This window comes from Acidobacteriota bacterium (genome assembly GCA_016703965.1).
Lineage (GTDB): Bacteria > Acidobacteriota > Blastocatellia > Pyrinomonadales > Pyrinomonadaceae > OLB17.
Window position 1 is genome coordinate 1,554,734 of sequence record JADJBB010000021.1, and the last position, 24,817, is coordinate 1,579,550.

General features: G+C 53.8%; 15 protein-coding genes and 1 riboswitch. Of the genes, 7 read left to right on the plus strand and 8 right to left on the minus strand.

From position 1 onward, the window contains the following. Positions 1-9: 9 nt before the first annotated feature. Positions 10-6,444, minus strand: a complete 6,435-nt coding sequence (locus tag IPG22_14035; protein ID MBK6589406.1) for an SBBP repeat-containing protein — start codon at positions 6,442-6,444, stop codon at positions 10-12. Positions 6,445-6,519: 75 nt separating this feature from the next. Then, positions 6,520-7,701, minus strand: a complete 1,182-nt coding sequence (locus tag IPG22_14040) for an SAM-dependent methyltransferase (protein ID MBK6589407.1) — start codon at positions 7,699-7,701, stop codon at positions 6,520-6,522. Between the two features lie 20 nt (positions 7,702-7,721). Between IPG22_14040 and IPG22_14045 the strand changes: the two genes are divergently transcribed. Continuing rightward, positions 7,722-8,135 (plus strand): VOC family protein, encoded by a 414-nt coding sequence (locus IPG22_14045; protein ID MBK6589408.1) that lies wholly within the window; start codon positions 7,722-7,724, stop codon positions 8,133-8,135. Positions 8,136-8,216: 81 nt separating this feature from the next. Beyond that, complete coding sequence (locus tag IPG22_14050; protein MBK6589409.1) at positions 8,217-9,161, plus strand: polysaccharide deacetylase family protein; 945 nt, start codon at positions 8,217-8,219, stop codon at positions 9,159-9,161. Between the two features lie 92 nt (positions 9,162-9,253). On the opposite strand, the gene IPG22_14055 is transcribed toward IPG22_14050, so the two are convergent. The 6 genes from IPG22_14055 to IPG22_14080 all read right to left on the minus strand — a co-directional run bounded on the left by IPG22_14055 (position 9,254) and on the right by IPG22_14080 (position 15,724). Next, the gene (locus tag IPG22_14055) at positions 9,254-10,834 is read right to left on the minus strand and encodes an aldehyde dehydrogenase (NADP(+)) (protein MBK6589410.1); all 1,581 of its coding nucleotides are present in this window, start codon (positions 10,832-10,834) and stop codon (positions 9,254-9,256) included. A 95-nt stretch (positions 10,835-10,929) separates the two neighbouring features. Further along, a complete protein-coding gene (locus IPG22_14060; protein ID MBK6589411.1) occupies positions 10,930-11,823 on the minus strand; it encodes a dihydrodipicolinate synthase family protein in 894 nt (297 codons plus the stop codon). Next, positions 11,820-13,124: an NAD(P)/FAD-dependent oxidoreductase gene (locus tag IPG22_14065; protein MBK6589412.1), complete on the minus strand. Its 1,305-nt coding sequence runs from the start codon at positions 13,122-13,124 to the stop codon at positions 11,820-11,822. Before IPG22_14065 ends, IPG22_14060 begins: the two co-directional genes overlap by 4 nt. Positions 13,125-13,152: 28 nt before the next feature. Next, entirely contained in the window at positions 13,153-13,401 is a 249-nt protein-coding gene (locus IPG22_14070) for a (2Fe-2S)-binding protein (GenBank protein MBK6589413.1), read from the minus strand. Positions 13,402-13,545: 144 nt separating this feature from the next. Beyond that, on the minus strand, positions 13,546-14,655 hold the full coding sequence (locus IPG22_14075) for an FAD-binding oxidoreductase (protein MBK6589414.1): 1,110 nt from the start codon (positions 14,653-14,655) through the stop codon (positions 13,546-13,548). Positions 14,656-14,788: 133 nt separating this feature from the next. Continuing rightward, positions 14,789-15,724: a 4-hydroxyproline epimerase gene (locus IPG22_14080; protein MBK6589415.1), complete on the minus strand. Its 936-nt coding sequence runs from the start codon at positions 15,722-15,724 to the stop codon at positions 14,789-14,791. Between the two features lie 111 nt (positions 15,725-15,835). Here IPG22_14080 and IPG22_14085 point away from each other — a divergent pair, with 111 nt between their 5' ends. The 5 genes from IPG22_14085 (at position 15,836) to metH (ending at position 24,797) form a co-directional block, all read left to right on the plus strand. Continuing rightward, positions 15,836-16,774, plus strand: coding sequence for a histone deacetylase (locus IPG22_14085; protein MBK6589416.1), 939 nt, complete (start codon positions 15,836-15,838; stop codon positions 16,772-16,774). 116 nt (positions 16,775-16,890) lie between these two features. Then, positions 16,891-17,775: a class A beta-lactamase gene (gene bla, locus IPG22_14090; protein ID MBK6589417.1), complete on the plus strand. Its 885-nt coding sequence runs from the start codon at positions 16,891-16,893 to the stop codon at positions 17,773-17,775. Positions 17,776-17,884: 109 nt separating this feature from the next. Continuing rightward, complete coding sequence (locus IPG22_14095) at positions 17,885-20,500, plus strand: M1 family metallopeptidase (protein ID MBK6589418.1); 2,616 nt, start codon at positions 17,885-17,887, stop codon at positions 20,498-20,500. A gap of 205 nt (positions 20,501-20,705) precedes the next feature. Beyond that, positions 20,706-20,781, plus strand: a riboswitch (SAM riboswitch). 57 nt (positions 20,782-20,838) lie between these two features. Then, on the plus strand, positions 20,839-21,207 hold the full coding sequence (locus tag IPG22_14100) for a VOC family protein (protein MBK6589419.1): 369 nt from the start codon (positions 20,839-20,841) through the stop codon (positions 21,205-21,207). Between the two features lie 14 nt (positions 21,208-21,221). Beyond that, on the plus strand, positions 21,222-24,797 hold the full coding sequence (metH, locus tag IPG22_14105) for a methionine synthase (protein ID MBK6589420.1): 3,576 nt from the start codon (positions 21,222-21,224) through the stop codon (positions 24,795-24,797). The last annotated feature ends 20 nt before the right edge of the window (positions 24,798-24,817 follow it).

Here is a 24,817-nt window from a genome sequence, read left to right on the forward strand (position 1 = left end):
CCGCCGCCGTTAGTTGGTTGGAAGGCCTATTGTCGGAAAATTGGCAGACGCCGTTCTGCCGAAAACATAACTGCTCCCGACCGCGTCGACCGCGATATCAAAACCGGTATCATACCCGCCGCCGCCAAGATAGGTGGAGTATGTGAGCGCGGAGCCGGCCGGGTTCAACCTCGACACGAAGGCATCAAACAGACCGCCGCCGTAGATTGCCTGAGACGGTTCGGCCAGCGGGAAGTTCGTGGAGCTGGTGAAACCTGTCAGGTAGGCATCGCCAGCCGGGCTTATAGCGATTCCCGTTGCTCCATCGTCTCCGCTGCCGCCGAGAAAGGTGGAATACGTTACCGCCCCCGATGGGGCGAATTTGCTTACAAAAGCATCGCTGGCGCCGCCTAAAGTTGGCTGCAACGCTGCGGTTGTAGGGAAGTCCGCCGACAAAGTGTGACCCGCTAAATAGGCGTTCCCTGAGCCATCGACGGCGATACGATAGCCTCGATCCTCGTCCGAGCCGCCGCGATAAGTCGAGTAGACCAGCGCGCTGCCGGTTGGATTCAGTTTTGTAACAAACGCATCGAAGGAACCGCCGCGGTATGTTCCCTGCACCGGATTTGCCGTTGGAAAATTTGTCGAGTATGTGACGCCGGTTACGTAGGCGTTACCGGTGGTGTCAACGGCGATGCCCGTTACCCCATCGTTCCCGCTGCCGCCGAGGTAGGTCGAATATAAGATCTGGCCTCCATCGGGGCTGAACTTCGTCACGAATCCATCGGCAAGGTCGCCGCCATATTGTGACTGGAAGGCATTAAGTTTCGGAAAGTCCGGCGATGACGCGACGCCAGCGACATAAGCATTACCGGCGGCGTCCACGGCGATACAACTGCCCTGTTCACCGACGGTACCGCCGAAATAGGTCGAATAGATCAGTTGAGAACCGGTCGGATCCAGTTTCGCCACAAATGCGTTGAATAGCCCCGTGCGGCCCGGTTGTAAGGCGTTGGCAGTTGGAAAGTTCGTAGATCCGGTAAATCCGGTAATGTAGGCATTGCCGGCCACATCGACGGCAATATCGCTGCCATTGTCCTGGCCGCTGCCGCCGATATAAGTTGAATACACAAGAGCTGTACCCGCGGGATTCAGTTTCGAGACGAAGATATCCTGCGGATTCCCCCCATAAGTCGTTTGCATTGCACCGGCTAACGGGAAATTGGTCGAATCGGTATAGCCGATCACGTAGGCATTGCCCGCGGAGTCGACGGTTATGCTGTTGGCACTGTCATCGCCGCTGCCGCCTAAGTATGTCGAGTAAACCAGCACCGGGTCGATCACGAGCGGTCGCTTCGTATCGTATGCCCCGACCTCAAACCCGACAGTCGCCGACCCTGGACCTTGCACTTCGGGGTTTGAACTTTGCGTCAGAATGTAGCGGCTGGTTATCTCCTGTCTTACTCCGCCTTTTTCCTGATACGTTACGGGCGCACGCATTCGCACCTCACGGCCATCAGTGTGGAGCAGGAGATCTCCCGAATCGCTAAGTTCGACCTTATCGGCCCCGGAGAATCCCATTGCGATCTGTCTCGGATCGGCGCCGGGTGCTACTTTGAAGTCATATTCGAGCTGTTGCTGATTGCCGTAATAGACCAGGTCCACGCCCTTGTAGATCTGCTTGTATTCAACGGCGGAGTAATTCGCTATTCCGGTTTGCCAGTTGGCCGGGTCATTGCCGATAAAGTAGTTGCTTTTAACGGACATCTCGCCGATTGCGTCAACACGGGGTGCGCGGTTGGCACCCTTTAGCCCCATACGAAGCGTCGTTGACGAAGCTGAGGCTCGTGAACTGGAAAGATCAGCGACCACCTTGCTGAGTTCGGCCTTGCCGTTAACTCTCGGCTGCTCTCCCATTGCAATGACGGCCTCGTCGCGGGTTAGGTACAGGCTATAGCCGATCCCGCGTGAGAGGTATTTGACCTGCGGGTCGATCTGGCCCCGATTCGCCTCGAAGCTAAGGGGGATCTGACCATAAGCATCGCCGGTGAGGGGCGGTCGGGATGGCGTCGATCTATCACCACGCGCTATTTCCGCAACGGTGGGCGACGAGCCAAATGGGTTGAGGTACTGCACTGCCGCACCAAAGTTTAAGGTCGATAAGGCTCCGAGCACTCGTGTCAGCCTTCCACCTTCGTCCGGCAACGCCCGCTTGTCACCGTGGGCAATTCGAATGCCGAACTCCGCGTGGACCTGCGGGTCGCGGATGTCGCGTCGAGCATTGTCTATTTTTTGACGTAGTTGAGCGCTGGCCTCAGATGCGAGCGACGCCAACAACTCGTCAATATCGTCCAGTTCGGCGTCATTAACGACGGTGGCTTCCAAGGCCGTTTGATCGGCCGTTTCACCACGCTGTTTTAGATCGGCCTTAGCTTGTTCGCGAGTAAGCACGGAGCCCACGACCGGCTGGTATCTTAAAAGCGCTTCCTTGGAGCGGTAAAACAGCCTTGGGTTGAAGACAAGCATCCTGGTTATCTCACCTGCGTACTCGTAATAATCCTGTGTATACTGCTGGCCGCGTGCGGTTTTAGAAAGGACCTGGTCGCGAAACGCTCGTGTTTCGTCGAGGTTTAACATGCCTTTCTGAACGGGCGAGTCTTCACTTGCTGAAGATAAGGCCGTTTGATTCATGTTATTCTGCGGACAGTCTGAGCCGTCTGTTTGAGAGATCGAATGTGCGATCTCCTTAATTATTATACTACCCACGCGCCAGGCGTGGTATTGGCCGTCATTGGGGGTTATCGTATATCGGACAACGCCGGTTCCGGTGCCGCTGCTCGGTCCAACGATGGTTAGCCATGATAGCGGATTGGATTCTTCCGCTGTCCAGGTGCACCCGGCGGGAGCAATCACATCAAAGGTGCCTTCACCACCCGGAATGTCGAAGAACGCTGTCTTTGGCGAGATCTTGTATGTGCAGCTTCCATCGGTTGTAAGTTGATCTACAAAGACCCTCGACGCTAAACGGTCGGCGCCTGTATCGATCAGCATGACCTCGCCACTCCTTGTGAATCCGGAAGTATTCGCGGCAACACCAAATGTGAAGCTTCCGGTCCCGCTGCCGTTCGAACCGGAGACTACGGTTAGAAAATCTCCGCCGAATGACGGGTTGGTCTGAACACGCCACGGACACGGCGGTCCGCTTGATGTTTGAGTTACGTTAACAGTTGCGGTGTTGGAGCTCGCTCCAAACGATATGTCCGCGGGGTCGATATTGAACGTACACGGAGGGGCTGGCGGACCATTGATATGCGTCGTAGCCGATTGTGAATTATCACTGATCGTGGACGGGCTTTCCGGCACAGCCGAGCTGATCGTCACCGGGACTACGATCGTCCCTGCCGTGTCGGCGACAAATGGGACCGACACGCTCCTGATCGCACCCGGATCCAGATTCGCTGTTGGACATTCGATCTTCCGATCTGAACCCACCGTGCACGGGTAATATCCCGGCCGCAAATGTACGTTTGTCGGAATCGGACCAAATACAAGTTTTACGCCTGTTGCGGGAGTGGTCGTAGAGTTGTTCCGCGCCTGGACCGTGTATGAATATGTGTCGCCTACGGTGACTGGGTCGATAGCTACGACGTTCAAGACCGCGAGGTCCACCGGGAGCAAAATGGCTGTTGTCTCGGTTCGGCTGTTGTTAGAGGTCGTCGGATCGGTTTCGTTCGCCGAAACCGTCGCTCTTACGGAGATAAAGCCCTCCTGCTCGGCTATAAAGGTGACGCTCGGCGAACTCACTGCACCTGCCGCGATATTACCGAATGTGCAAGTTACCCTACGATCGGCTGCCATGCTGCAATTCAACATGATGGGATGAACTCGTATATTGGTAGGAATCGGATCGAAAACGATCTTTACACCCGTAGCCGCAGTGATACTCAGATTGCGAAGCGAGAACTGGTAATTGTAGTTGCTACCGACCGCAACCGGATCAGAATCGTCGTTCATCGAGTCCATCGACAAATCTATACCAGCAGGCGTCGGTGTCGGCGTCGGTGTCGGCGTTGGCGTTGGAGTCGTTGAAAGGGCTCCCCAGTTCGGGAATACGTCGCCGGAGCCGAAGTTTGTGATGATGGCGGGAGTGGTTGGGTTGCTGCCGTCGGCGTTGACGCTGCGTAGGACGGCGTTGGTTGAGCCCTGCGAACCGCCGCGGGAGTAGGCGATCTTTGTGCCGTCGGGCGACCACGTGGGCTGCGATTTGAAGTCGACAGTGTTACTCAGCCGCGTCGGGCTCGAGCCGTCCGGATTTGCGGAATAGATCTCGGACGCGTTGAACATAGGGTAATCGCGCGTACTTATGAAGGCTACCCGACTACCGTTAGGAGACCAAGTTGCCTCGCGGTCGTTGGTATTCTGCCCGGAGATCAGGGTAAACGTCGGCGGATTAGCCGGTATGTCTTGGGATGGCGGAATCGGGCCCGTGACGCACACTCCTTTAGGATCGGTACCGCTGGTTCCAAACGGATCGTAGCAAGCGGCAACGATACGGTTTGTCGCGCCCCACGACGGCTTCGAGATCGACCGGGTTCCCGTCGGGATCAAAACTTCGCTCCCGCCTTCGTTGCCTTGGGTCATGTCAATGATATAGAGCTGTCCCTTGCCGTTATCGCCGACACTATTGAAATCTCCGCGAATAAACGCTAGTCGCGATCCGTCGGGTGACCACGTAGGCGTGAAGCCCTGGCGCGGAGTCGCGAGCTGACGGACGTTAGTGCCGTTGGCGTTCATCAGCATCAGGAAGCCGTCAGTTGGACCCGCCGTATTGTCCGTAAACGCTATTGTTGTCCCGTCCGGCGAGTAAGCCGGATGAAAACCGCGGCGCAGTCCCGTAGATATGCCCGAGCCCGGCGTGATCGTATAGATGCTCGATGAAGCCCGTCCGCCTTGCTGATAAGCGATCTTGCCGTTCGTCACCGTCGCAGCGGTTATATTGACGTTGCCAGGAGTATAGGTTGTCGGAAGCAGAGCACCGAGTGCGCTTGTGACTGACTGAGCAGTTGGTGTATTCCCGAAAGTGATGGCAGAGGCGCCCGCCGTCGCGCTCGATGCCACATTAAATCTCAGGGTAAACATTTGGCGATTTCCGGCTGTGAAGGCGGTTGCCGAATCGACCAGAACGCCGACCCTGCCGCTCGCAGCCTCGCTGATATTGGTCCCGACCTGCGCTCCGGACGGGGCTCCACTGCCGATGGTCGCGACTGGGTTAGAAAGCTTAGTCGGCTCGAAATTTACCGTGAAAGATGCAGCGGCTTCGTCACCGAGCGAGTTTAGCTCGAACGAAACGACAACCTGCTGCCCGGCAGTGCCTGACACATCGACGGCGCGGATCACGCGGCTGTTGGCAGTGCCTGGTGCCCAGTCGACATCAAAATCGATGGCCGCGTTGTTCGTGATATTGCCGCCCACCGGCGGTTCGATCGGGGCTCCGGTAACTGCATTAATGACGATGATCTCAAAATTACTCCTAAAGCTGACGTAGGCGATCTTCGTGCCGTCGGGCGACCACACCGGACTCGAGTCCTGGAATCCGTTGGGCGATGGTCCATCGTTTGTCAATCGCGTGACTGTTCCCGGGTTGGGGTCCATTGCCATCGTGTATATCTCTCCCAGAGCCCCGGTTTGATAGCGGTCGCTCTGAAACACCAGTTTGGTGCCGTCGGGTGACCATGCTGGGTCGGAATCAGTTGCCGGATTATTTGTAACGTTGATCTGGGCCGCGGTTTGGAAAGTTTGGCCGGCGGTTGGGGCAATTACGTAGATCTCTGAATTTCCGTCGCGAGAAGTCCGGAATGCAATACGTCCGTCAGGGAATGCGGGCGTCACGATACTCCAGGCCGGCAGCACATTATTGTGGCTCGTTGAAGTATTGAGCGGGATTTCGGTGCCACCATTGGCACTGATGATAAAAAGCTCGTTATGTGGAGTTGGCGTTGAAACACTCCGAGTAAATAAGATCCGGTCGCTCTGAGGCGACCAAGCAGGTGACGAACCCGTTGTCAGGACACGGTCGTTGCCTCCGTTTGCGTCCATCACGCGTATCGAGGTCGGACTTGCGGTGTCCACATATGCGATCTTGCTGCCATCCGGCGAGATCGCCGGCAGCCGCCCTATACGCGAATCAAGGCACATCAGGCAGCTGACATCGCTGCCATCCGCGTTCATCGTATGGACTTTGAGATTGCTCGCGGTGCCGGGAGCTCGGCCGCTTGAGAAAACGATCTTGCCGTTAGTTGCAGACGGTGATAGGACTGCGTCGTCCGCCGGCTTTTGCACAATGCCGGCACTCGATGCCGTGATTCGTTGCCAACTCATCGGGATCGCAAACGCGGCGAGACAGATGATCCCGGCTGCTAAGGTGTATGTAAGAACGGTTTTGTAGCTTTTTATTTGTTTGAGCATTTTATGTGATCCTCCGCTTTTACTGATACATGCGACGGACAACAAAAAAGGGGCTCAATTTTTTTGAAAAAAAAGCTACGTTGGATCAGATTTTTTCAGAAGCGTTTCGAGATGCTGTTTTTCTATGCCGTAAAACGCTTTGATCTCGGCGATCTGCTGTTCAAATTGCTCGGGCTCCGTTGGCTTTTTCAAGCGGGTGCCGACGAGCATGTTGTTTTTTGGGGTGTGTTCGAGGGCGACGAATTCGAAGAGTTTGGTCGAGTAGCCGCTGCGTTCGAGTAGGAGAGAACGCAGGCCGTCGGTCAGGGTTTCGGCGGTGCGTTCGAGCATGACACCGTGTTTGAGGATATCGCGAAGCATCGCGGGCGGTTTTATTTGCGGGCGGATCTCCTGATGGCAGCACGGAGCGGCGACGATGAGATCGGCTTTGGCCGTTATCCCTTTGAAAATAGCGTCGTCCGTCGCCGTGTTGCAGGCGTGAAGCGCGATGAGGATATCAACATCGCCAACGTCATAGTTAGCGATGCTGCCGACCACAAAATTGAGCCCTTCAAAGCCGGCGGCTGCCGCGATCCCGTTTCCAAGTTCGACGAGTTCGCTCTTGGTATCGACGCCGGTCATTTGCACATCGACTTTTCGCGTATTCTTGAAATAATCGTACGCCGCAAAGGTCAGATAGCCTTTGCCCGAGCCCATATCGACGATGCGAAGCTGTTTGCGGTCTTTCAGTTCCGATTTGTCGACGAGGCTCGCGAGCACCTCGACGAACTTGTTTATCTGCCGCCATTTATGCTGGTCACGATCACGAACGCGGCCGTTGTCATCGGTGATGCCGAGCGAGCGAAGATAAAAGCTGTTCGGGTCGACCTGCTCTTTTTTATCGCGATCATGCGTTGCCGCCGGAGCCGCCGTAAACGTCGGCTTGCCAACATTTAGCCGCGACTTACCCTTTTTCCCGAGTTCGAGCTGATAGTCGTGCTCAGTGGTGAAAAGATGAGCGCTGCGGAAGCCATTATCGAGAGCATCACCGATCAACGCGATCCCCGTATCAAGATCGTAGTTTTTCGCCGTATCGCGCGTTGCTCCGCGATAAAGAAAGTATAACCGCGTGCCTTTTTTGGTCGTGACGAGTCGGACGAGCATTTTTTGCAGTTGATCGTCCGGGCCTTTATAATTGCCGAGGGTCAACTTAACAAAAGTCTGTTTTTCCAGGCTCTCAGCAAGAGTTCCTAAAAATTTATCTGCATTCTCTGACATTAGAAAAAGGTTAGCACAAAATGAAAAACTTATTTCACCTCGCCTTTCCGGTCAACGATCTTAACGCTGCACGCGAGTTTTACGGCGGCCTGCTTGGCTGCGAAGAGGGCCGCAGCTCGGAGCATTGGATCGATTTTAACCTCTACGGCCACCAGATCGTCGCACATCTCGCTCCTGATGCCGGCATTAAGGCTTCGAATGAGGTCGATTCCGATCACGTGCCGGTCCCGCATTTTGGGATCGTGATGGAGATGGATAAATGGCACGAATTGGCGGAACGTCTGCGTGCAAGCGACGTGAAATTTGTGATCGAACCGAAGGTCCGCTTCGCTGGCGAGGTCGGCGAACAGGCGACGATGTTCTTCCTCGACCCGAGCGGGAACGCTTTGGAATTTAAGGCGTTCAACGATTTTTCGCAAGTGTTCGCGAAGTAGAAATATCAGTTTACCGCTATCAGCTTTCAGCTACTTCGAAATAGCTGAAAGCTGATAGCGGTAAACTGATAGCATATATTTATGAAGTTTATTGGAATGATCTTTGTCGCGGCGATGGCCGCGATTTCAATTTCCGGACAGCCGACGAATCGCACCGTGGCGATCACCATCGACGATCTGCCTGTCGTCTCGACGCGGAGCGATCTGAAGAACCGTCAACAGATCACTAAAAAGCTGATCGGACACATCACCAAAGCTAAGGTTCCGGCAATCGCGTTCGTAAATGAGAACAAGCTTTATGCAGGCGATAAGCGTGACGAAAAGCAGATCGATCTCCTGCGAATGTGGCTCGTAGCCGGACTTGAGCTTGGAAATCACACGTTTTCACATCGCAGTCTAAATCAGATCCCGATTGCCGACTACGAGGCGGATCTCATGAAAGGCGAGACGATCACGAAAGAACTTCTAGGGGAAAAAGGCCGCGAGATCCGATTTTTTCGCCATCCATTTTTGCAGACGGGACGGACGCTCGAGACCAAGGCTCAGTTCGATGCATTTTTGAGCGAGCACGGCTATCGGATCGCCCCGATCACGTTCGACAACGCCGATTACATTTTCTCGCGGGCTTACGATGTAGCCTTCGATAAAAACGACAAAAAACTGATGAAGCAGGTAGGAAACGCGTACGTTCCTTACATGGAAAAGAAGCTGGAATATTGGGAAAGGCAGTCGATGAAGCTATTCGGCAGGGAAATGAGCCAGACTTTGCTGATTCACGCGAATTTTATTAACTCGGATTATTTTGACGATCTGGCCGCGATGTTTAAGCGACGCGCCTACAAATTCGTCGATCTTGAAACTGCTCTCAAAGACGACGCCTACCGCCTACCTGACAAATTCACGGGCGGAGCGGGAATCTCGTGGCTCCACCGCTGGGCTTTAGATCGCGGCCGTGAAAATGTGTTGCCGGATGAGCCGATGGTTCCCGAGTTTGTATTGAAACTATCGGGTTTTGAATCGGAGTGATCTGATTTCTATGGCACAAGCCCGCGCGTAAGCAAGGCGATATCTGAACTCTTGCATTCGTCCTTGCTTACGCGCGGGCTCGTGCCTACGGACTATTTCCCAAATTCCCCGTCTACTATACGCCAGATCCCGAGCGGATTTGCGTCCTTCAATTCCTCGGGCAATGACGCGTCAGGAAAATTCTGAAAACAAACTAATCGTGCAAACCGCGTGATCGCCCGCGAACCGACCGCCGTCGAACGCGAATCCGACGTCGCCGGGTACGGCCCGCCGTGGACCATGGATGGGCAAACCTCAACGCCGGTTGAAAAACCGTTGAATATCAAGCGGCCGACCTTGGTTTCGAGGATAGCGATGAGATCAGCGTATTCAGCGAGGTCGATTTCATCGCCATGAACGGAAGCGGTCAATTGCCCTTCGAGCGAACGTGCGATCGCGAGAAGATCTTCCTTATTATCTGCATTTACAAGCAGAGTCGTCGGGCCGAATATTTCATCGCTGAGTTCAGGTTTGGTCAAGAATTCCGTCGCAGACGCTTCAAAAACAGACGGATTTACGTCGAAGCCGTTCAGTTCGGTCGACAGATTTTCGGTAAATTGATCGACCTCGCTTTTCCGCGGGTTGCTGGCTTCGTCGTAGGCCTTTTGTATTCCTCCGGTCAGTAGCGGAGCAGGTACGGTATTTGAAATTTGAGATTTGAAATTTGAGATAAACCCTGATCTTTCAGACGTTTGTGATAGAAACACGAGTCCTGGTTTTGTGCAAAATTGCCCAACCCCGCCGGTGACCGACGCGTGGAGGCCGCTTGCAAGAGCCTCGCCGCGTTTTTCGATCGCGCTTGGCAGGAAGAATGTGGGGTTGACCGAGCTCATTTCGGTGTAAACGGGAATTGGTTCTGAGCGGGCGGCGGCGATGTCCATGAGCGCACGGCCTCCGCGACGCGAACCCGTGAAGCCGACCGCTTTGATCGACGGATGTTTGACGAGACCTTGGCCGATCTCGTAACCGTCTGAAAACAGGAGACTAAACACGCCTTCGGGCATGCCGCAATCGGTTACTGCTTTGGCGATCGCGGAGCCTACTAGTTCAGCGGTTCCCGGATGAGCGGTGTGGGCGATGACGATGACGGGGCAGCCGGCGGCGAGTGCCGATGCTGTATCGCCGCCTGCAACTGAATAAGCGAGCGGGAAATTGCTCGCACAAAAGACCGCGACCGTGCCAAGTGAACGAAGCATCGATCGTACGTCGGGCTTTGGTATCGGCTGGCGATCGGGGATCGCATGATCGATACGGGCATCGACCCAGGAGCCTTCGTCGAGCAGATCGGCAAACATTCGGAGTTGGCCGCATGTACGGCCGCGTTCACCGACGAACCGGGCATTTGGCAATGCGGTTTCAAGAGTTGCACGTTCGATCAGCGTGTCGCCGAGAGTCTCGATATTGTCCGCTATCGCCCGCAGGAATTTCGCACGCTCTTTTCCAGAAAGGCGGCTGTAGGGAATTCGAGCTTGTTCGGCGAGTTCGGCGGCACGGTTTAGTTCCTCGAGCGAGGCTGAGTGGAACGACGGCTCGACTGCCTCGCCGGTTTGCGGGTTGAAGGCACGAAAAGTCTTGCCGCCTTCGTTGCCGCGGGCTGAACCAATGATCGATCTTCCTGTGAGTGTGATTTCCATGATGAAACTTAGATGCGAAAGCCCGCGCGTGAGCGAGGGCGAATCATTCAACGTTAGCGAATCGCCCTTGCTAACGCGCGGGCTTTTGCACAGGATTACGGCCTCTCCGCGATCGCCTTGTCGATTATTTTCAAAGTATCAGCCAATTCCTGCCCAACAAGTTCCATCCTCGGCGGACGGCAACGGGCACTGCCCATGCCGACCTTTTCCTGGACGAGCTTGATGAGCTGAACAAATTTTGGAACCGTGTCGAGACGCAGAAGCGGGAGAAACCATTCGTAAAGAACGCGGGCTTTGTCCGCCTCGCCGTTCATCGCGTATTTGTAGAGATCGACCGATTCTTTAGGGAATGCACTGACGAGACCAGCGATCCAGCCGGTGGCTCCGGCGTTCACGCCCTCGACGATGCAATCATCCACGCCGACGAGGATCGTGAGTTTGTCATCGAGCAAAGCACGGATCGCCGTGACGCGACGGACGTCTGTGCTGGATTCCTTAACAGCGTGCAAATTTGGGATCTCGGCGGCAAGTTCGGCGATCTGTTCGGGTATGAAATCCGTCCCGTACGCGACCGGATTGTTGTAGAGCATGCACGAGAGTTCGGTAGCCTTACAGACCTCGGTGATGTGATATTTGGTCTCGCGCCAGTCGCTGCGATAGACGTATGGCGGCAAAACCATCAGGCCGGTGCAGCCGGCTGCAGCCGCTTCGACCGCCTGGGCACACGCGTCAGCAGTCGTCATCGCGGCGATCGCGGCAACGACCGGAACTTTGTCGCCTACTGCCGCAACGACCGTTTTCCAAAGAGCGATCTTTTCCGTGATCGACAGAGCTCCGCCTTCGCCGAGGCTGCCGTTAGTGACAATAGCGGTGCAACCGTTCTCGACCAGCCATTTTACGTGGCGTTCCGTAAATTCGTGATCGATCTGCAAATTCTCATCAAAACAAGTCGTGATCGCGGGCATCACGCCCGTCCATTCTAGTCTCATAGATTCTCCAATTTTACAGGAAATATAGGCGGCCTCGCCGCTCCAACCGTCCAAGCAAACAAAAATTCCGTCGCCGCCCCACAAATGCGGCCCTGACACGGCCCCATGCCGCATCGAGTCTGTAATTTTGCAGTTCGCCACGAGTCAAACGACTTAAGAGGTCCGAAACTCACGTCCTCACAGCGGCAAACCAGCGTTTCGCTATCTGCGAGCGTTTTTAATTCATCTCTCAGTGCAAATGTCTTGTTAAGAGCTTCCCCAAACCGCCGTGTTTTCTCGCGTTGGCGGAATAAGTTCCGAGCCTCTTCGAATTGACCGGTCGCTGCAAATCCTGCGATCTTGCCCTCGACCAGAGATGCCTCAACACCGCCAATTCCAGTTGGTTCGCCTGCACAAAATACATTTTCGCACGTTGTCTGCTGAAATTCATCGACGGATACGAAACTGTTTGTTATTTGGCAGCCGAGAATTGATGCAAGCTCGGTATTTGGGATCAGATGGAAGCCGATGGCGAGGTAGTCGCAGTCGATGGAGCGGAGTTTTCCTTTTTGGCTGAGCGTTACTGAGCCGAGATGCGAAAGCCTGCGCGTTAGCAAGGGCGAATCATTCAACGTTCGAGTTTCGCCCTTGCTTACGCGCGGGCTTGTGCAATGCGTTACCCATGTGTCCGTTAGGTATGGAATGTCGAGGATCCTGGCTTTGAGTGCTATTCCTTGCTTCACCTTCGACGGATATCGCCAGAGGCTCAGGCCGAATTTATTGAGTTTTGACGCTGGCGTTTGTTCGGCGATAGCGAGAACTCGTGCTCCTTTGGATTTGAGAGATTCCGCAACGACGAGAAGCAGCGGGCCAGTGCCCGCGACGACAATGCGTTTGTTTTCAACCTTTAGCCCACCTTTTACTAACGCCTGCAATCCGCCCGCACCAAAAACGCCGGGAAGCGTCCAACCCGGAAACGGCAAGAATCTCTCGCGGGCGCCGGTGGCTAGGATCAGTTTTTCATATTGGAATTCGACTGCGCCGGTCGATGTTTCGGCTTTGAGAGTATTTGGGGTAGACGCGGCGAAAACCTGAGCGTTGGTTACGAGATCGATCTTTTTGGAGTCGATCGCGGCGATGAGGTTGGCTGCGTCCTCGGATTTGGTCTTTCCCAACTCCGCACGCCAGATCTGGCCTCCGAGACGCGGGTTGTCGTCGACAAGTGTGACGCTGGCATCAGTTTTCGACGACGCTGCGAGAGCCGCCGCCATTCCGGCCGGGCCGCCGCCGACTATTAGGATGTTTGTTTCTACAATCGACATGGATGGAGGTTTGATTCGTTCCGCCCGCTCACGCAGGAGGTTCTGACGTGGTGACCTCCATTCCGTTTTCTGCGAGCAGCGTGCAGCTTCGTAGGTTTGTGATGCCGTTGATCGTGACGCGGCATTCGAAGCAGATTCCCATTCCGCACAGCGGGCCGCGTTCGGAACCACTAACCGAAGTGCGAAAATGATCGACACCGGCGTTCAAGATCGCTACGGCGACGGTTGTGCCCGGTTCGACTGAAATCAGAGTTTTGTTGATCGTGATCGCTGGCATTTTTCAATCGACTGGAGCGGCAAGCATCCCTGCTTGCCACGCCGCAGCTTCTGCGGTGTTATGCTGCTTGGCATTTAACGTTTAATTTTATCTCGGAGCTTGAGCGTCCTTTGGACGCTGGCAAGCGGGACGCTTGCGCTCCAGTCACGCTGCCGCGAGCCTGGACGGCGAATATGGGCTCGCATCGATCATCGACTGTCTGCCAAGGATTTGATCGGCGATCAACTCTCCCGTTCCCAGCGATGTCGTGATCCCCAAACCTTCGTGACCCGCCGCCGCGTAGACGCTTTTGAATCCCGGGATCAGGCCGATGTACGGCAGATTATCTGGCGTTGCCGGGCGAAAACCTGTCCATGTCCGCACGGCCGATAGCTCTCTCAATTTTGGCATGTATTCGAATGCCCGTGCTGCCATTCGATTCAAAATATTGTAATCGATCTCCGTGTCTTCTGAACCGAACTGCCGCGACGAACCGAGAAGGATCTGGCCAGTGCTTCGTGGTTGGACGTTAAATGCGACAGAATCCGTGTCCTTTCCATGGGCTGATTTCAGGTAACCAAGTTCGATAAGCTGGTGCGAAACGAAGCCCGGATAACGTTCGGTGATCACGAGATGGCCTTTTCTTTTCAATATTTTAAGCGAAGGTGACAAGATTGAGGCAAGCGCTCCGGCCGCGTTTATTACCTTTCCGGCCGCAATAAGCGCTCCGTTTTCAAGTTTTACACCTCCGTCTGAGATCTCGACCGCTTTCTTGCCCTTCATTACCACGGATCCGTTATGCTTTGCCTTTTCGATCAAAAAATCGGTCGCACAAAGCTGATAAACGACACTGTCCTGTTTTACGAGCAAACCGCCAGCGAGGCCTTCGCGGAGGTTTGGTTCGGCCTTTCGGAGTGCCGTTTCATTTAGTATTTCTGCTTCGACACCGTGGCTCGCGTAGAAATCTTTTTTGCGGCGAACTTCGTCCATTTCTTCATCATCGGCCGCAACCCAGATCGTGCCGCAGTGTTCGTATTCGCTATTTTGAGGCAGCGTCGGGGCGAGATCATTCCAGAGCTTTTGCGAATAGTTCGTCAAGGCGAACTGGGCTTCGCTGTCGTCCATAACGACGATATGTCCCATTCCGGCGGCTGTCGTTCCGGTAGCCACTTCGTTCGCATCTATAACAACGACGCGTAACCCTGCCGAAGAAAGGCTCGCGGCGCCGGCTGCACCGACGATACCTGCACCGACAATGGCAACATCGAAAGTCATAAAACTAAAGGGAGAACCACCTGCGTTGGCGGGTGGTCGAGGTGTCATTATTAGCAAAAAGTCGACGCAAATGTACAGATAGCATAGGCCCTATAGCGACCACCCGCTTACGCAGTTGGTTCTCCCTTTGTGCTCAAATACCGAAGCAGAATGGATCGAGCGGATCAAGAATCAATTCGACCTCCGCCGTCACAAATGCTGAGCCACGTATCGATGGGATGATATTGCCGTCAATGATCGATACCGTTCCCTCAAAAACGCTGCCAATAATACTCTCCTGACGCCAGATCTGGCCTTCGGCTAGTTTGCCGTCGGCGTATAGGCAGGCGAGTTTTGCACTCGTGCCGGTTCCGCAGGGCGAGCGGTCGTATTCGATGCCCGGGCAGAGGACGAAATTGCGGCTGTCAGCTGTCCGCGTCGGCGAAAAAAGCTCGATGTGGTCGATCTCGGCTCCGTTTGCTCCGGTTATGTTGCCTTTTACCAGAGCATCGCGAATGCGGGCTGAGAAACTGGTCAGATCGTCGAGGTGTTTGAATTCGAGCGTCAAGGGATGATCGCCGACGAGGAAAAACCAGTTGCCGCCGTACGCGACATCGCCGCGGATCGTTCCGTAGCCTTCGACATCGACGGCGACATCTTTTGTGTGGCGATAGCTCGGGACGTTGGTGATCGTGACCATTCCGTCGGTGCTGAGTTCGGCCTCGACCGTGCCGACGGGCGTTTCGATCTTGTGCATTCCAGCGGAAATACGGCCCACGTGTTCGAGGGTTTTGATGAGCCCGATCGTGCCGTGGCCGCACATGCCAAGAAAGCCGACGTTGTTAAAAAAGATCACACCAGCAGCCGAATCCGGATCCACCGGGTCGCACAAAAGTGCACCGACGACAGCATCGTGCCCACGAGGTTCACGGACTATCGAGGATCGCAATTTGTCATGATCGCGGCGGAAAGTCTCGAGCCGTTCCGCCATCGTTCCGCTTCCAAGATCAGGAAAACCCCCGATGACCACGCGCGTCGGTTCGCCGCCGGTGTGCGAGTCGATGGCCTTGATTCGTTTAACTTCGGACATATGATATCGAGAATTAAACCACAGATGGACGCTGATTTACACTGAGAGTAAATCGATTTTTTCGTCAAAAATATCTGCGTCCATCTGTGTTAATCTGTGGATATTACCTTTATGAAAACCGCACTCATTCACCATCCCATCTATCAAAAACACAACACCGGCCCGGGACATCCCGAGACTTCGCTGCGATACACGGCGGTTATGGACGCCCTTCGTCAGGACGCCACGTTTTGGGCGAATTTGACCGAGATCACGCCAGAACGAGCTTCGAAAGGGCACATTCAGGCGGCGCATACGCCTAATCATTTTAAGTTTGTCGAGGGTGCGATCGAGCATGGGCTGGACCGTCTGGATGCTGATACGACGATCTCGATGCAGTCGTTCGAGGCGGCGATGTTTGCGGCGGGCGGAGCGGTCGCGGCGGTGGATGCGGTGATGAAGGGCGAGGCGAAGAACGCTTTTGTGGCGGCACGTCCGCCGGGGCACCACGCCTCGGGTGAGCATGCGATGGGGTTTTGTATATTTAATAACGTCGCCGTTGCCGCAAAGCACGCTCAGAATTACAAAGACGTCGACCGCGTCGCGATCATCGATTGGGACGTCCACCACGGCAACGGTACGCAAGGGATCTTTTACGCCGACCCGAGCGTACATTTCTTTTCTATGCACCAATATCCGTGGTATCCGGGAACTGGAACGCGAGGGGAAATGGGCCACAGCCGAGGGCTCGGTTCGACGATGAATCTGCCGGTCAAAGCCAACACGCCGGCGGCGGAGCAGAAACGGATGTTCGAGGCGGCGATAGAGGATATTTCGACCAACTACAAACCTGATTTTATTCTCATCTCGGCAGGCTTTGATGCCCATTTGACCGATCCGCTCGGGCAATTGCGGCTCGAGAATGAGGATTACATTTCCATGACCGAAACGGTCCTAAAATGGGCTGACGAAGTTTGCGGCGGACGCGTCGTTTCGGTGCTTGAGGGCGGTTACAATCTCGAAACGCTCGGCGGCACGGTCAAATCACATGTGGAGGCATTGATGCGATGAAGAAGCTGTTTTTTGTGCTGTTGATTGCGTCGTTGATTGCTGGCTGTAACCTTAAAGATCTACCGACCGAGTTTCCAACTCCGCCGCCGGTTCCTCCGGCGACGCCGCTCGAAAAAATGACGCTCAAGCCGGATGCCGAGCTTGAGAAACAGATCGCAAAGATCGCTGAGTCGGCGAAAGGCAAGGTCGGCGTCGCGGCGGTTTTGCTTGAAACGGGTGATTCTGCAATGCTCAATTCTGACCAGCGTTTCCCGATGCAGAGCGTCTACAAACTGCCGATCTCGATGGCGGTGATGGATCAGACCCGCCGCGGCGAACTCGATCTCGATGAAAAGATCGGCGTCACGAAAGAGGACATGGTCGGCGAAAGCCAGCATTCGCCGCTTCGCGACGCAAATCCGAACGGCGGCGAGTTCACCATCCGCGAACTGATCCGCTTCGCTTTGGTCGAAAGCGACGGTACGGCGAGTGATGTTCTGATGCGTATCGCCGGCGGTGGGCCGCAGATCCAGAATTTTCTAACGCAGATCGGCGTCAAAAATATGCGGGTCCTGAATACTGAGAAGGATCTCGCACTCGATTGGCAGAAGCAGTATCAGAACTATTCGACTCCAAACGACGCGATCGAACTGCTTCGATGGCTACAAACGTCTACCGCAACGCCGAAAAGGTTTGATGATAACGACGCAAGCGACAAACTTGCCGAGGACAAGGCGAACGACGAACTGGTAATGTGGTTCATGGAAGCATCTATCCCCGGGGCAAAACGCTTCAAAGGCTCACTGCCTCCAAATACGATCGTCGCCCACAAAACCGGCACGTCCGGCACGCAAAACGGCATCACAGCCGCGACGAACGACATCGGCATTATTACGCTGCCAAACGGCAAACATATTGCGATAGCGGTTTTCGTCTCAGATTCTCCGGCTGATCAGGACGCTCGCGAGACTGTAATTGCTCGGGTCGCGAAGGCGGTTTGGGATCGTTGGAATCTTCGCTAAACGCTTCATAGCATCCCAATAGAGTTAGCTGAAACAAATCTTCCGCCCGCCTCGTTATACCTGCATCTAAGAAATTACCGTATTTTCGATTATCAGAGGTTTTAATTTTATGCGTAATAGTTTTGCCCGCCGCGTGTTTGCGGGGTTGATGCTTGCGACATTTGCTGTTTCGGGCGTTGTTCAGGCTCGTCCGATGCCGGTTCCGTCGGTTTTTCAGCAGGACGAGAAGAAAAAGCTGCCGCCGGTCAATTACATCCGCAGCCGCAAGATCGATGTGAAGCATATTGCGATCGATCTTAAATTTGACTGGGATAAAGAACAGGCGATGGGCAGGACGACCGTGACCTTTTCACCGTTCAACGATACAAACATCTTCCAGCTCGATGCAGCGATGATGACGATCAATTCGGTCAAGCTCGTGGGCGGTCCTGACCTCAAATATACCTACGACGGCAAAAAAGACGGTGACAATCTCGATGTCACGCTCGACCACGTTTACAAGGCGGGTGAGGACGTAAAGGTCGTTGTCGATTACGCAACCAACTACGTTAACAAAGCCGAGGGCGATACCGCGATCGGCGGGTTTGGGCGTGGGCTTCGATTTATCAAGCCGACGGCAGACAACCCTTCGAAACCGCGTCAGATATGGTCTCAAGGCGAATCGGAATTTAACCGCTACTGGTTCCCGTCATACGACACACCCAACGATTTTCACACCCAGGAATTGCATGCAACGGTCGAAAAGCCGTTTTTTGTCGTCTCGAACGGCAAGCTGATGGACACCAAGGACAACGGCAACAACACGCGGACGTTTTACTGGAAGATGGACATTCCGTTCTCCAACTATCTCTCGTCGATCGTGGTAAGCGAGACGACGCCGGTGGTTCAGGATTTCGAAGGCATTCCGGTTTACAACTACGGCTATACGAACGAGACCAAAGAGGTTGCGGCGACGGTCAAAAATCTGCCCGCGACTATGAAGTTCTTTTCCGAGCTAACCGGCGTTAAATACGCGTATCCAAAATATTCACAAGCATTTGTCGAGGATTTTGGCGGCGGAATGGAGAATATTTCGGCGACGACGCAGATCGAGGAGATGATCCACGACGAACGCGAACTGCTCGACGGAGACAGCGAATCGCTGCAGTCACACGAGCTGGCTCACCAGTGGTTTGGCGACTATGTAACGTGCCGGGATTGGGGCCAGATCTGGCTGAACGAGAGCTTTGCGACCTACATGCAGACGATGTGGACCGAGAAACTCAAGGGCCATGACGAATTCTTATACACGGACATCCGCGGTAATCAGAACAGCGTTATAGGTACGTGGAATCAGGGCGTTCGCCGACCGATCGTTACCAAATACTATGCGGACAAGGACGCGATGTTCGATACTTACGCCTATCCGGGCGGCGGTTCGGTTCTGCACATGCTGCGTAAACATCTCGGTGACAGGCTGTTTTCGGCTTCGCTCAAACATTATTTGACCCAGAACGCCCATCAGCCTGTCTCGACCGAGGATCTGCGTATCGCGATCGAGGAAACGACCGGGCAGTCGATGGATTGGTTCTTTGACGAATGGCTCTACAAAATGGGCCATCCCATCTTTGAGATCACGCAAAATTATGACGAAGCAGCGAAAAAGCTGACGCTCAGCGTAAAACAAACTCAAAAGATCGATGTAAACAACGAATATCCGCAGACCGAATTCTTCCAGACATACATAGATGTCGCGATAGACAACAAGGTCCAACGTGTCTGGCTCGAGCCAAAGGCTGAGAATGTTTTTACCTTCGATTCGGCCACGAAGCCGAAGCTCGTGAATTTCGATTACGAAGGAACTTTGCTCAAGGAGATGAAGTTCGAAAAATCGACCGACGACCTGCTCTACCAGATGGCGAACGACAAAGACGTCATAGGCCGTCGTTGGGCGATGGGCGAGCTTGAGAAAAAAGCCGCAGATGCCGGCGTACGTCCGCGAGTGATAGATGCATTGATCGTTTCGGCGGAGAAGGATCCGTTTTGGCGTATTCGCCGAGCGGCTTTGTCGGTGATCGCCAATCTCTACTCACCTGATCCGCGTCCCGGCCAGCCGCGTCCTGCCGCGAAGCTCGATGCGAATGTCGAGGCGATGCTGATCCGTCTGACCAGGGACAAAGAATCAGCGGTCCGCGGTGATGCGATCGAACTGCTCGGCGAGACGCAGGATAAAAAGTATGTAGATCTCGCTCTGGGTATGGTGAATGATCGCAGCTATGAGGTTATCGACCAGTCGTCCCTCGCGTTGGGACGAATAAAGGATGCCCGAGCTTATGACGCTCTCGCCAAATTAGCGGCGACGCCGTCGTGGAAGGGCCGTATTCAGATCGCAGGTTTTAACGCTCTGGCAGAACTCGCTGATAAACGGGGATTTGATGCGGGATTTAAAGCCGCTACGGACAAAACGTTGCCGTTCAATGTCAGAACGGCCGCTCTTGGCGTTGTCGGTGCGACCGGCAAAGGCGATGCTCGGGCCTATCCGCTGATCTTTGAGAAATTCAAGACGGCATATGATGCGGGGAACGTGCAGGGAATCGTTAACGGTATTCAGGCGATCGTAAAACTTGCTGATCCTCGCGGTCGGGAGGCGATCGATATGCTGAAGGTTAAATTCAAGGACAATCCGGGAGCGATGCAGTTCGTCGCCGCCCAGGAAGCGGCCCTGAAAGCGGCGATCAAACCATAAGAAACGACAAAGAAAAAAGGCGGGGAAATCATTACCCGCCTTTGAGTTTATGTATTATGTCAGTGGAATCCAACGCCTTAATTTTGAGTTCCAGTATAAATAAACGCCTGGATAATTGATTAGTTGCATTTCTTTTTTGGCCCGTGGCATTCCTCAGTGCAAGAAAAGCGATTTGACTCGCAAGCAAGGACTATCTAAACTCGTATCTTGTTATAGTGGTGAGTTAAAGCAACTTGCGGCCACGTAAAATAAACCGCTAAACAGCAAGAGTGAAATTCACGATTTGTCGAAACTCTGTGCTTGTCTAGCATAGAGTTTTTTGATTTAGTGCACTTGCTATGAAAGCGGAACTGTCACGGCTGATATTGTTTGTTGACGACATTGAAAAAATGTCTGAGTTTTACGAGGGCGTTTTGGGTCTCGACAAACTTCCGGGCGGATCGGATGGTTTTGTTTGTTTTGCGGCTGGTGCATCGCAGGTTTGCCTTCACAGCCTGCCGGCAGAGTATCGATCTGAAAGCGGCGAGTATCCGAAACGCGAAGATACTTACGTTAAGTTCGTTTTTTATTCGGCAGATGTGCCGGCGGATCGTCAATATTTACTTGATCGCGGCGTACGGATGAATGAGACGGTGCGATATGGCGAGATCGAAGTCTGCGACGGTGCCGACCCCGAAGGCAATATTTTTCAGATCAGCGGCCGTTGAAGGTGCGTAATTTTATGAGCTTGAGCTTTCTTGAACTTTTGAAGGAAAAGATCATCGTCTTTGACGGTGCAATGGGTAGTAATCTGCAGGCGTTGAATTTGACGATAGACGACTGGGGCGGGTCAAATTTTGAGAATTGTTCGGAGAATCTGCTCTACACGCGGCCGGATGCGATCGAAACGGTTCATCGGAGTTTTCTCGACGTCGGCTGTGATGTCATCGAGACGAATAGCTTCGGCGGCAGCGAAGTTGTGCTGACGGAGTTTGGCATTGCTGAAAAGACCTACGATGTGAACAAGAAAGCAGCAGAGTTGGCAAAGCGGCTGGCCGGCGATTATTCAACCTATGACAAGCCTCGTTTTGTCGCCGGTTCTATCGGGCCGGGAACTAAGCTGCCGACACTCGGACACATTACCTATAACGACCTAAAGGACGCCTATCGCGAGCAGGTCCGAGGGCTCATCGATGGCGGTTCTGATCTTATGATGGTCGAAACGTGTCAGGATCTGCTGCAGACAAAGGCAGCTCTGGCCGCGATATTTGAGCATTTTGAAAAGCACAAGATCAAGCTGCCGGTAATCGCATCTGTCACGATCGAAGTTTTTGGGACAATGCTCAACGGGACGGAGATCGGGGCTGCCTTGACCGCACTCGAACCGTTTCCCATCGATGTTATCGGTATGAATTGCGGTACCGGGCCGAAGCACATGACTGATAGCTTCCGTTATCTTTGCGAAAATTCGCCGATCGCGGTTTCAGTTCTGCCAAATGCGGGATTGCCTGAGGTCAAGGATGGTAAGCAGCACTACGACGAGACCCCCGAGAGTTTCGCGGCACAGGTCGAGCATTTTGCTAACGATTTTGGAGCCAATATCGTCGGCGGCTGCTGCGGAACTTCGCCCGAACATTTGCGGCAGGTCGTCGAGCGTCTGAGCGGCATTTCGCCGAAGGAGCGTGATGCGAAACTGATTCCGTCGGCTTCGTCTATCTATTTTCAACAGCCTTACACTCAGGATGCTTCGTTTTTGATCGTTGGCGAACGCGTAAATGCTTCTGGCTCAAAGAAGATGCGTGATCTGCTCGATGCCGAGGATTGGGACGGACTGGTTTCCCTCGCCAAGTCGCAGGAGAAAGAAGGTGCCCACATTCTTGACGTGAACGTCGATTTCGTCGGTCGCGATGGCGTTGCGGACATGCACGAACTTGCTTCGAGACTCGCGACGGCTGTCAAAATTCCGCTCATGTTCGATTCGACCGAGTGGGAAAAGATGGAGGCCGGGCTCGAACACGCGGGCGGCAAATCTCTTCTGAACTCAACAAATTACGAGGACGGCGAAGAGCGTTTCCTAAAAGTTCTCGATCTTGCAAAACGTTTTGGTGCTGGTGTTGTCATCGGTCTCATCGACGAAGACGGAATGGCTCGCTCGTTCGAGGACAAGGTCAAGATCGCCCGCCGTGCGTACAAGCAGGCAGTCGGATTCGGCATTGAATCACACGATATCTTCTTCGATCCGCTGGCTCTGCCGATCTCGACCGGGATCGAGGAAGACCGCAAGAACGCTGTCGAGACGATCAACGCGATCAAAACGATCCACGAGGAAATGCCCGACGCGAATATCATTCTCGGCGTTTCAAATATCTCTTTCGGTCTCAATCCGGCGGCTCGTGTCGTTCTAAATTCGGTGTTTTTACACGATTGCGTTGATGCTGGAATGAACTCGGCGATCGTTAATGCTTCAAAAATACTGCCGCTGATGCGGTTTTCAGAACTTGAGATCGACACGGCTCGCGATCTGATCTATGACCGTCGGAAATTCGAGGGCGATATCTGCACTTACGATCCGCTTGGCGATTTTTCGAATATGTTTCAGGGCAAATCGGCTCAGTCGATCAAGCCTGACATCTCGAATCTGCCCATCGAAGAAAAGCTGAAACATCACATCATTGACGGCGAACGTATCGGGCTCGAAGATTCGCTCAAAGTCGCTCTCGAGAAATATCCGCCGCTCGAGATCATCAATGATATTTTGCTCGACGGGATGAAGACGGTAGGCGAACTTTTCGGTTCGGGGCAGATGCAGCTGCCATTCGTCCTGCAGTCGGCTGAATCGATGAAAGCTGCGGTGAAATTCCTCGAACCGTTCATGGAGAAGGTCGAGGGCTCGAACAAGGGCGTTTTGGTTCTCGCGACCGTAAAGGGCGACGTTCATGATATAGGGAAAAATCTGGTCGATATCATCCTCACTAACAACGGCTACAAAGTAATAAATCTTGGTATTAAGCAGCCGATCGATGACATTCTGCGTTCTGCCGAAGAATCGAATTGCGATGCGATCGGAATGAGCGGGCTACTTGTCAAATCGACGCTCATCATGCGTGACAACCTAGAATTGATGAACGAACGTGGGATAAAAACGCCCGTCATTCTAGGCGGCGCGGCGTTGAACCGGCGTTATGTCGACGCCGATCTTATTCCGCTTTACAACGGGAAATTGTTCTACGCTCGCGATGCTTTTGACGGTTTGCACGCGATGGATGAATTGACCAGCGGGTCAGAACCGGAAGCGATAGCGACCGGGTTCCCTGACGGCGGCGAGAAGAACCGGGTCGCTACCGCTCCCGGTTCTGACCTGACTGCGGACACGGATATTGTCACGGTCGGTGACGAGGAAGACCTCGTCGGAGAGGACGCAAAGCTTGGCAAGGCTGCGGCTCGCGTTTCGACCCGGTCGGCCGGTGATACGACGCACACTACGCGATCGGATATCGCGGAGAATGTCGATCGGCCAAAGGCTCCGTTTTACGGTTCAAAGGTAGTCGAGATAACAGATCTGACCAAGGTTTTCGACTTCATAAACGAGACCGCTCTTTTCAAGGGCCAGTGGCAGTACAAACAGGGCCGCAAAACGAAAGAGGAATACGACCTGATCTTAAAACAGACCGTCTATCCTAAATTCAAAGAGATCAAGGCTCAGGCGATCCGCGAAAAGCTGCTTCAGGCAAAGCTCGTATATGGCTATTTTCCGTGTCAGTCATCAGGAAATGACCTGATCATTTATCAAGATGATGAAAAGACGGAACGAATGCGGTTCACGTTTCCGCGTCAGCCAGTTGAGCAGCGGGGCGGCAAGAATCTTTGTCTTGCTGATTATTTCGCGTCGGTTAAATCCGGCGTCATCGATGTTGTGGCGTTCGACCTGGTCACAATGGGCCGCAAGGCGAGCGAGCACTCGGCAAAGCTGTTCAAGAGCGACAATTACACTGATTATCTTTTGTTCCACGGACTGTCGGTAGAATCTGCTGAGGCATTGGCGGAGATGTGGCATAAACGCATTCGCGAGGAACTTGGTATTGCTGGAAAAGATGCTCCGGAGATGGCGAAACTATTTCATCAAGGGTATCAAGGATCGCGCTACAGTTTTGGATACCCGGCTTGTCCCGATCTGGAAGACCAGGTCAAGATCTTCGAACTTCTTCAGCCGGAACGTATTGGGGTTGAATTGACGGAAGAATTCCAGCTAGATCCCGAACAATCGACATCCGCGATCATCATTCATCATCCGGACGCGAAGTACTTTAATATCGAATAGGATCTATGACACAAAAGAAG

Bases quoted from the DNA above. Each gene is read 5' to 3' on its own strand.
- IPG22_14035 (MBK6589406.1), bottom strand. From the start codon at position 6,444: ATGCTCAAACAAATAAAAAGCTACAAAACCGTTCTTACATACACCTTA.
- IPG22_14040 (MBK6589407.1), bottom strand. From the start codon at position 7,701: ATGTCAGAGAATGCAGATAAATTTTTAGGAACTCTTGCTGAGAGCCTG.
- IPG22_14045 (MBK6589408.1), top strand. From the start codon at position 7,722: ATGAAAAACTTATTTCACCTCGCCTTTCCGGTCAACGATCTTAACGCT.
- IPG22_14050 (MBK6589409.1), top strand. From the start codon at position 8,217: ATGAAGTTTATTGGAATGATCTTTGTCGCGGCGATGGCCGCGATTTCA.
- IPG22_14055 (MBK6589410.1), bottom strand. From the start codon at position 10,834: ATGGAAATCACACTCACAGGAAGATCGATCATTGGTTCAGCCCGCGGC.
- IPG22_14060 (MBK6589411.1), bottom strand. From the start codon at position 11,823: ATGAGACTAGAATGGACGGGCGTGATGCCCGCGATCACGACTTGTTTT.
- IPG22_14065 (MBK6589412.1), bottom strand. From the start codon at position 13,124: ATGTCGATTGTAGAAACAAACATCCTAATAGTCGGCGGCGGCCCGGCC.
- IPG22_14070 (MBK6589413.1), bottom strand. From the start codon at position 13,401: ATGCCAGCGATCACGATCAACAAAACTCTGATTTCAGTCGAACCGGGC.
- IPG22_14075 (MBK6589414.1), bottom strand. From the start codon at position 14,655: ATGACTTTCGATGTTGCCATTGTCGGTGCAGGTATCGTCGGTGCAGCC.
- IPG22_14080 (MBK6589415.1), bottom strand. From the start codon at position 15,724: ATGTCCGAAGTTAAACGAATCAAGGCCATCGACTCGCACACCGGCGGC.
- IPG22_14085 (MBK6589416.1), top strand. From the start codon at position 15,836: ATGAAAACCGCACTCATTCACCATCCCATCTATCAAAAACACAACACC.
- bla (MBK6589417.1), top strand. From the start codon at position 16,891: ATGACGCTCAAGCCGGATGCCGAGCTTGAGAAACAGATCGCAAAGATC.
- IPG22_14095 (MBK6589418.1), top strand. From the start codon at position 17,885: ATGCGTAATAGTTTTGCCCGCCGCGTGTTTGCGGGGTTGATGCTTGCG.
- IPG22_14100 (MBK6589419.1), top strand. From the start codon at position 20,839: ATGAAAGCGGAACTGTCACGGCTGATATTGTTTGTTGACGACATTGAA.
- metH (MBK6589420.1), top strand. From the start codon at position 21,222: ATGAGCTTGAGCTTTCTTGAACTTTTGAAGGAAAAGATCATCGTCTTT.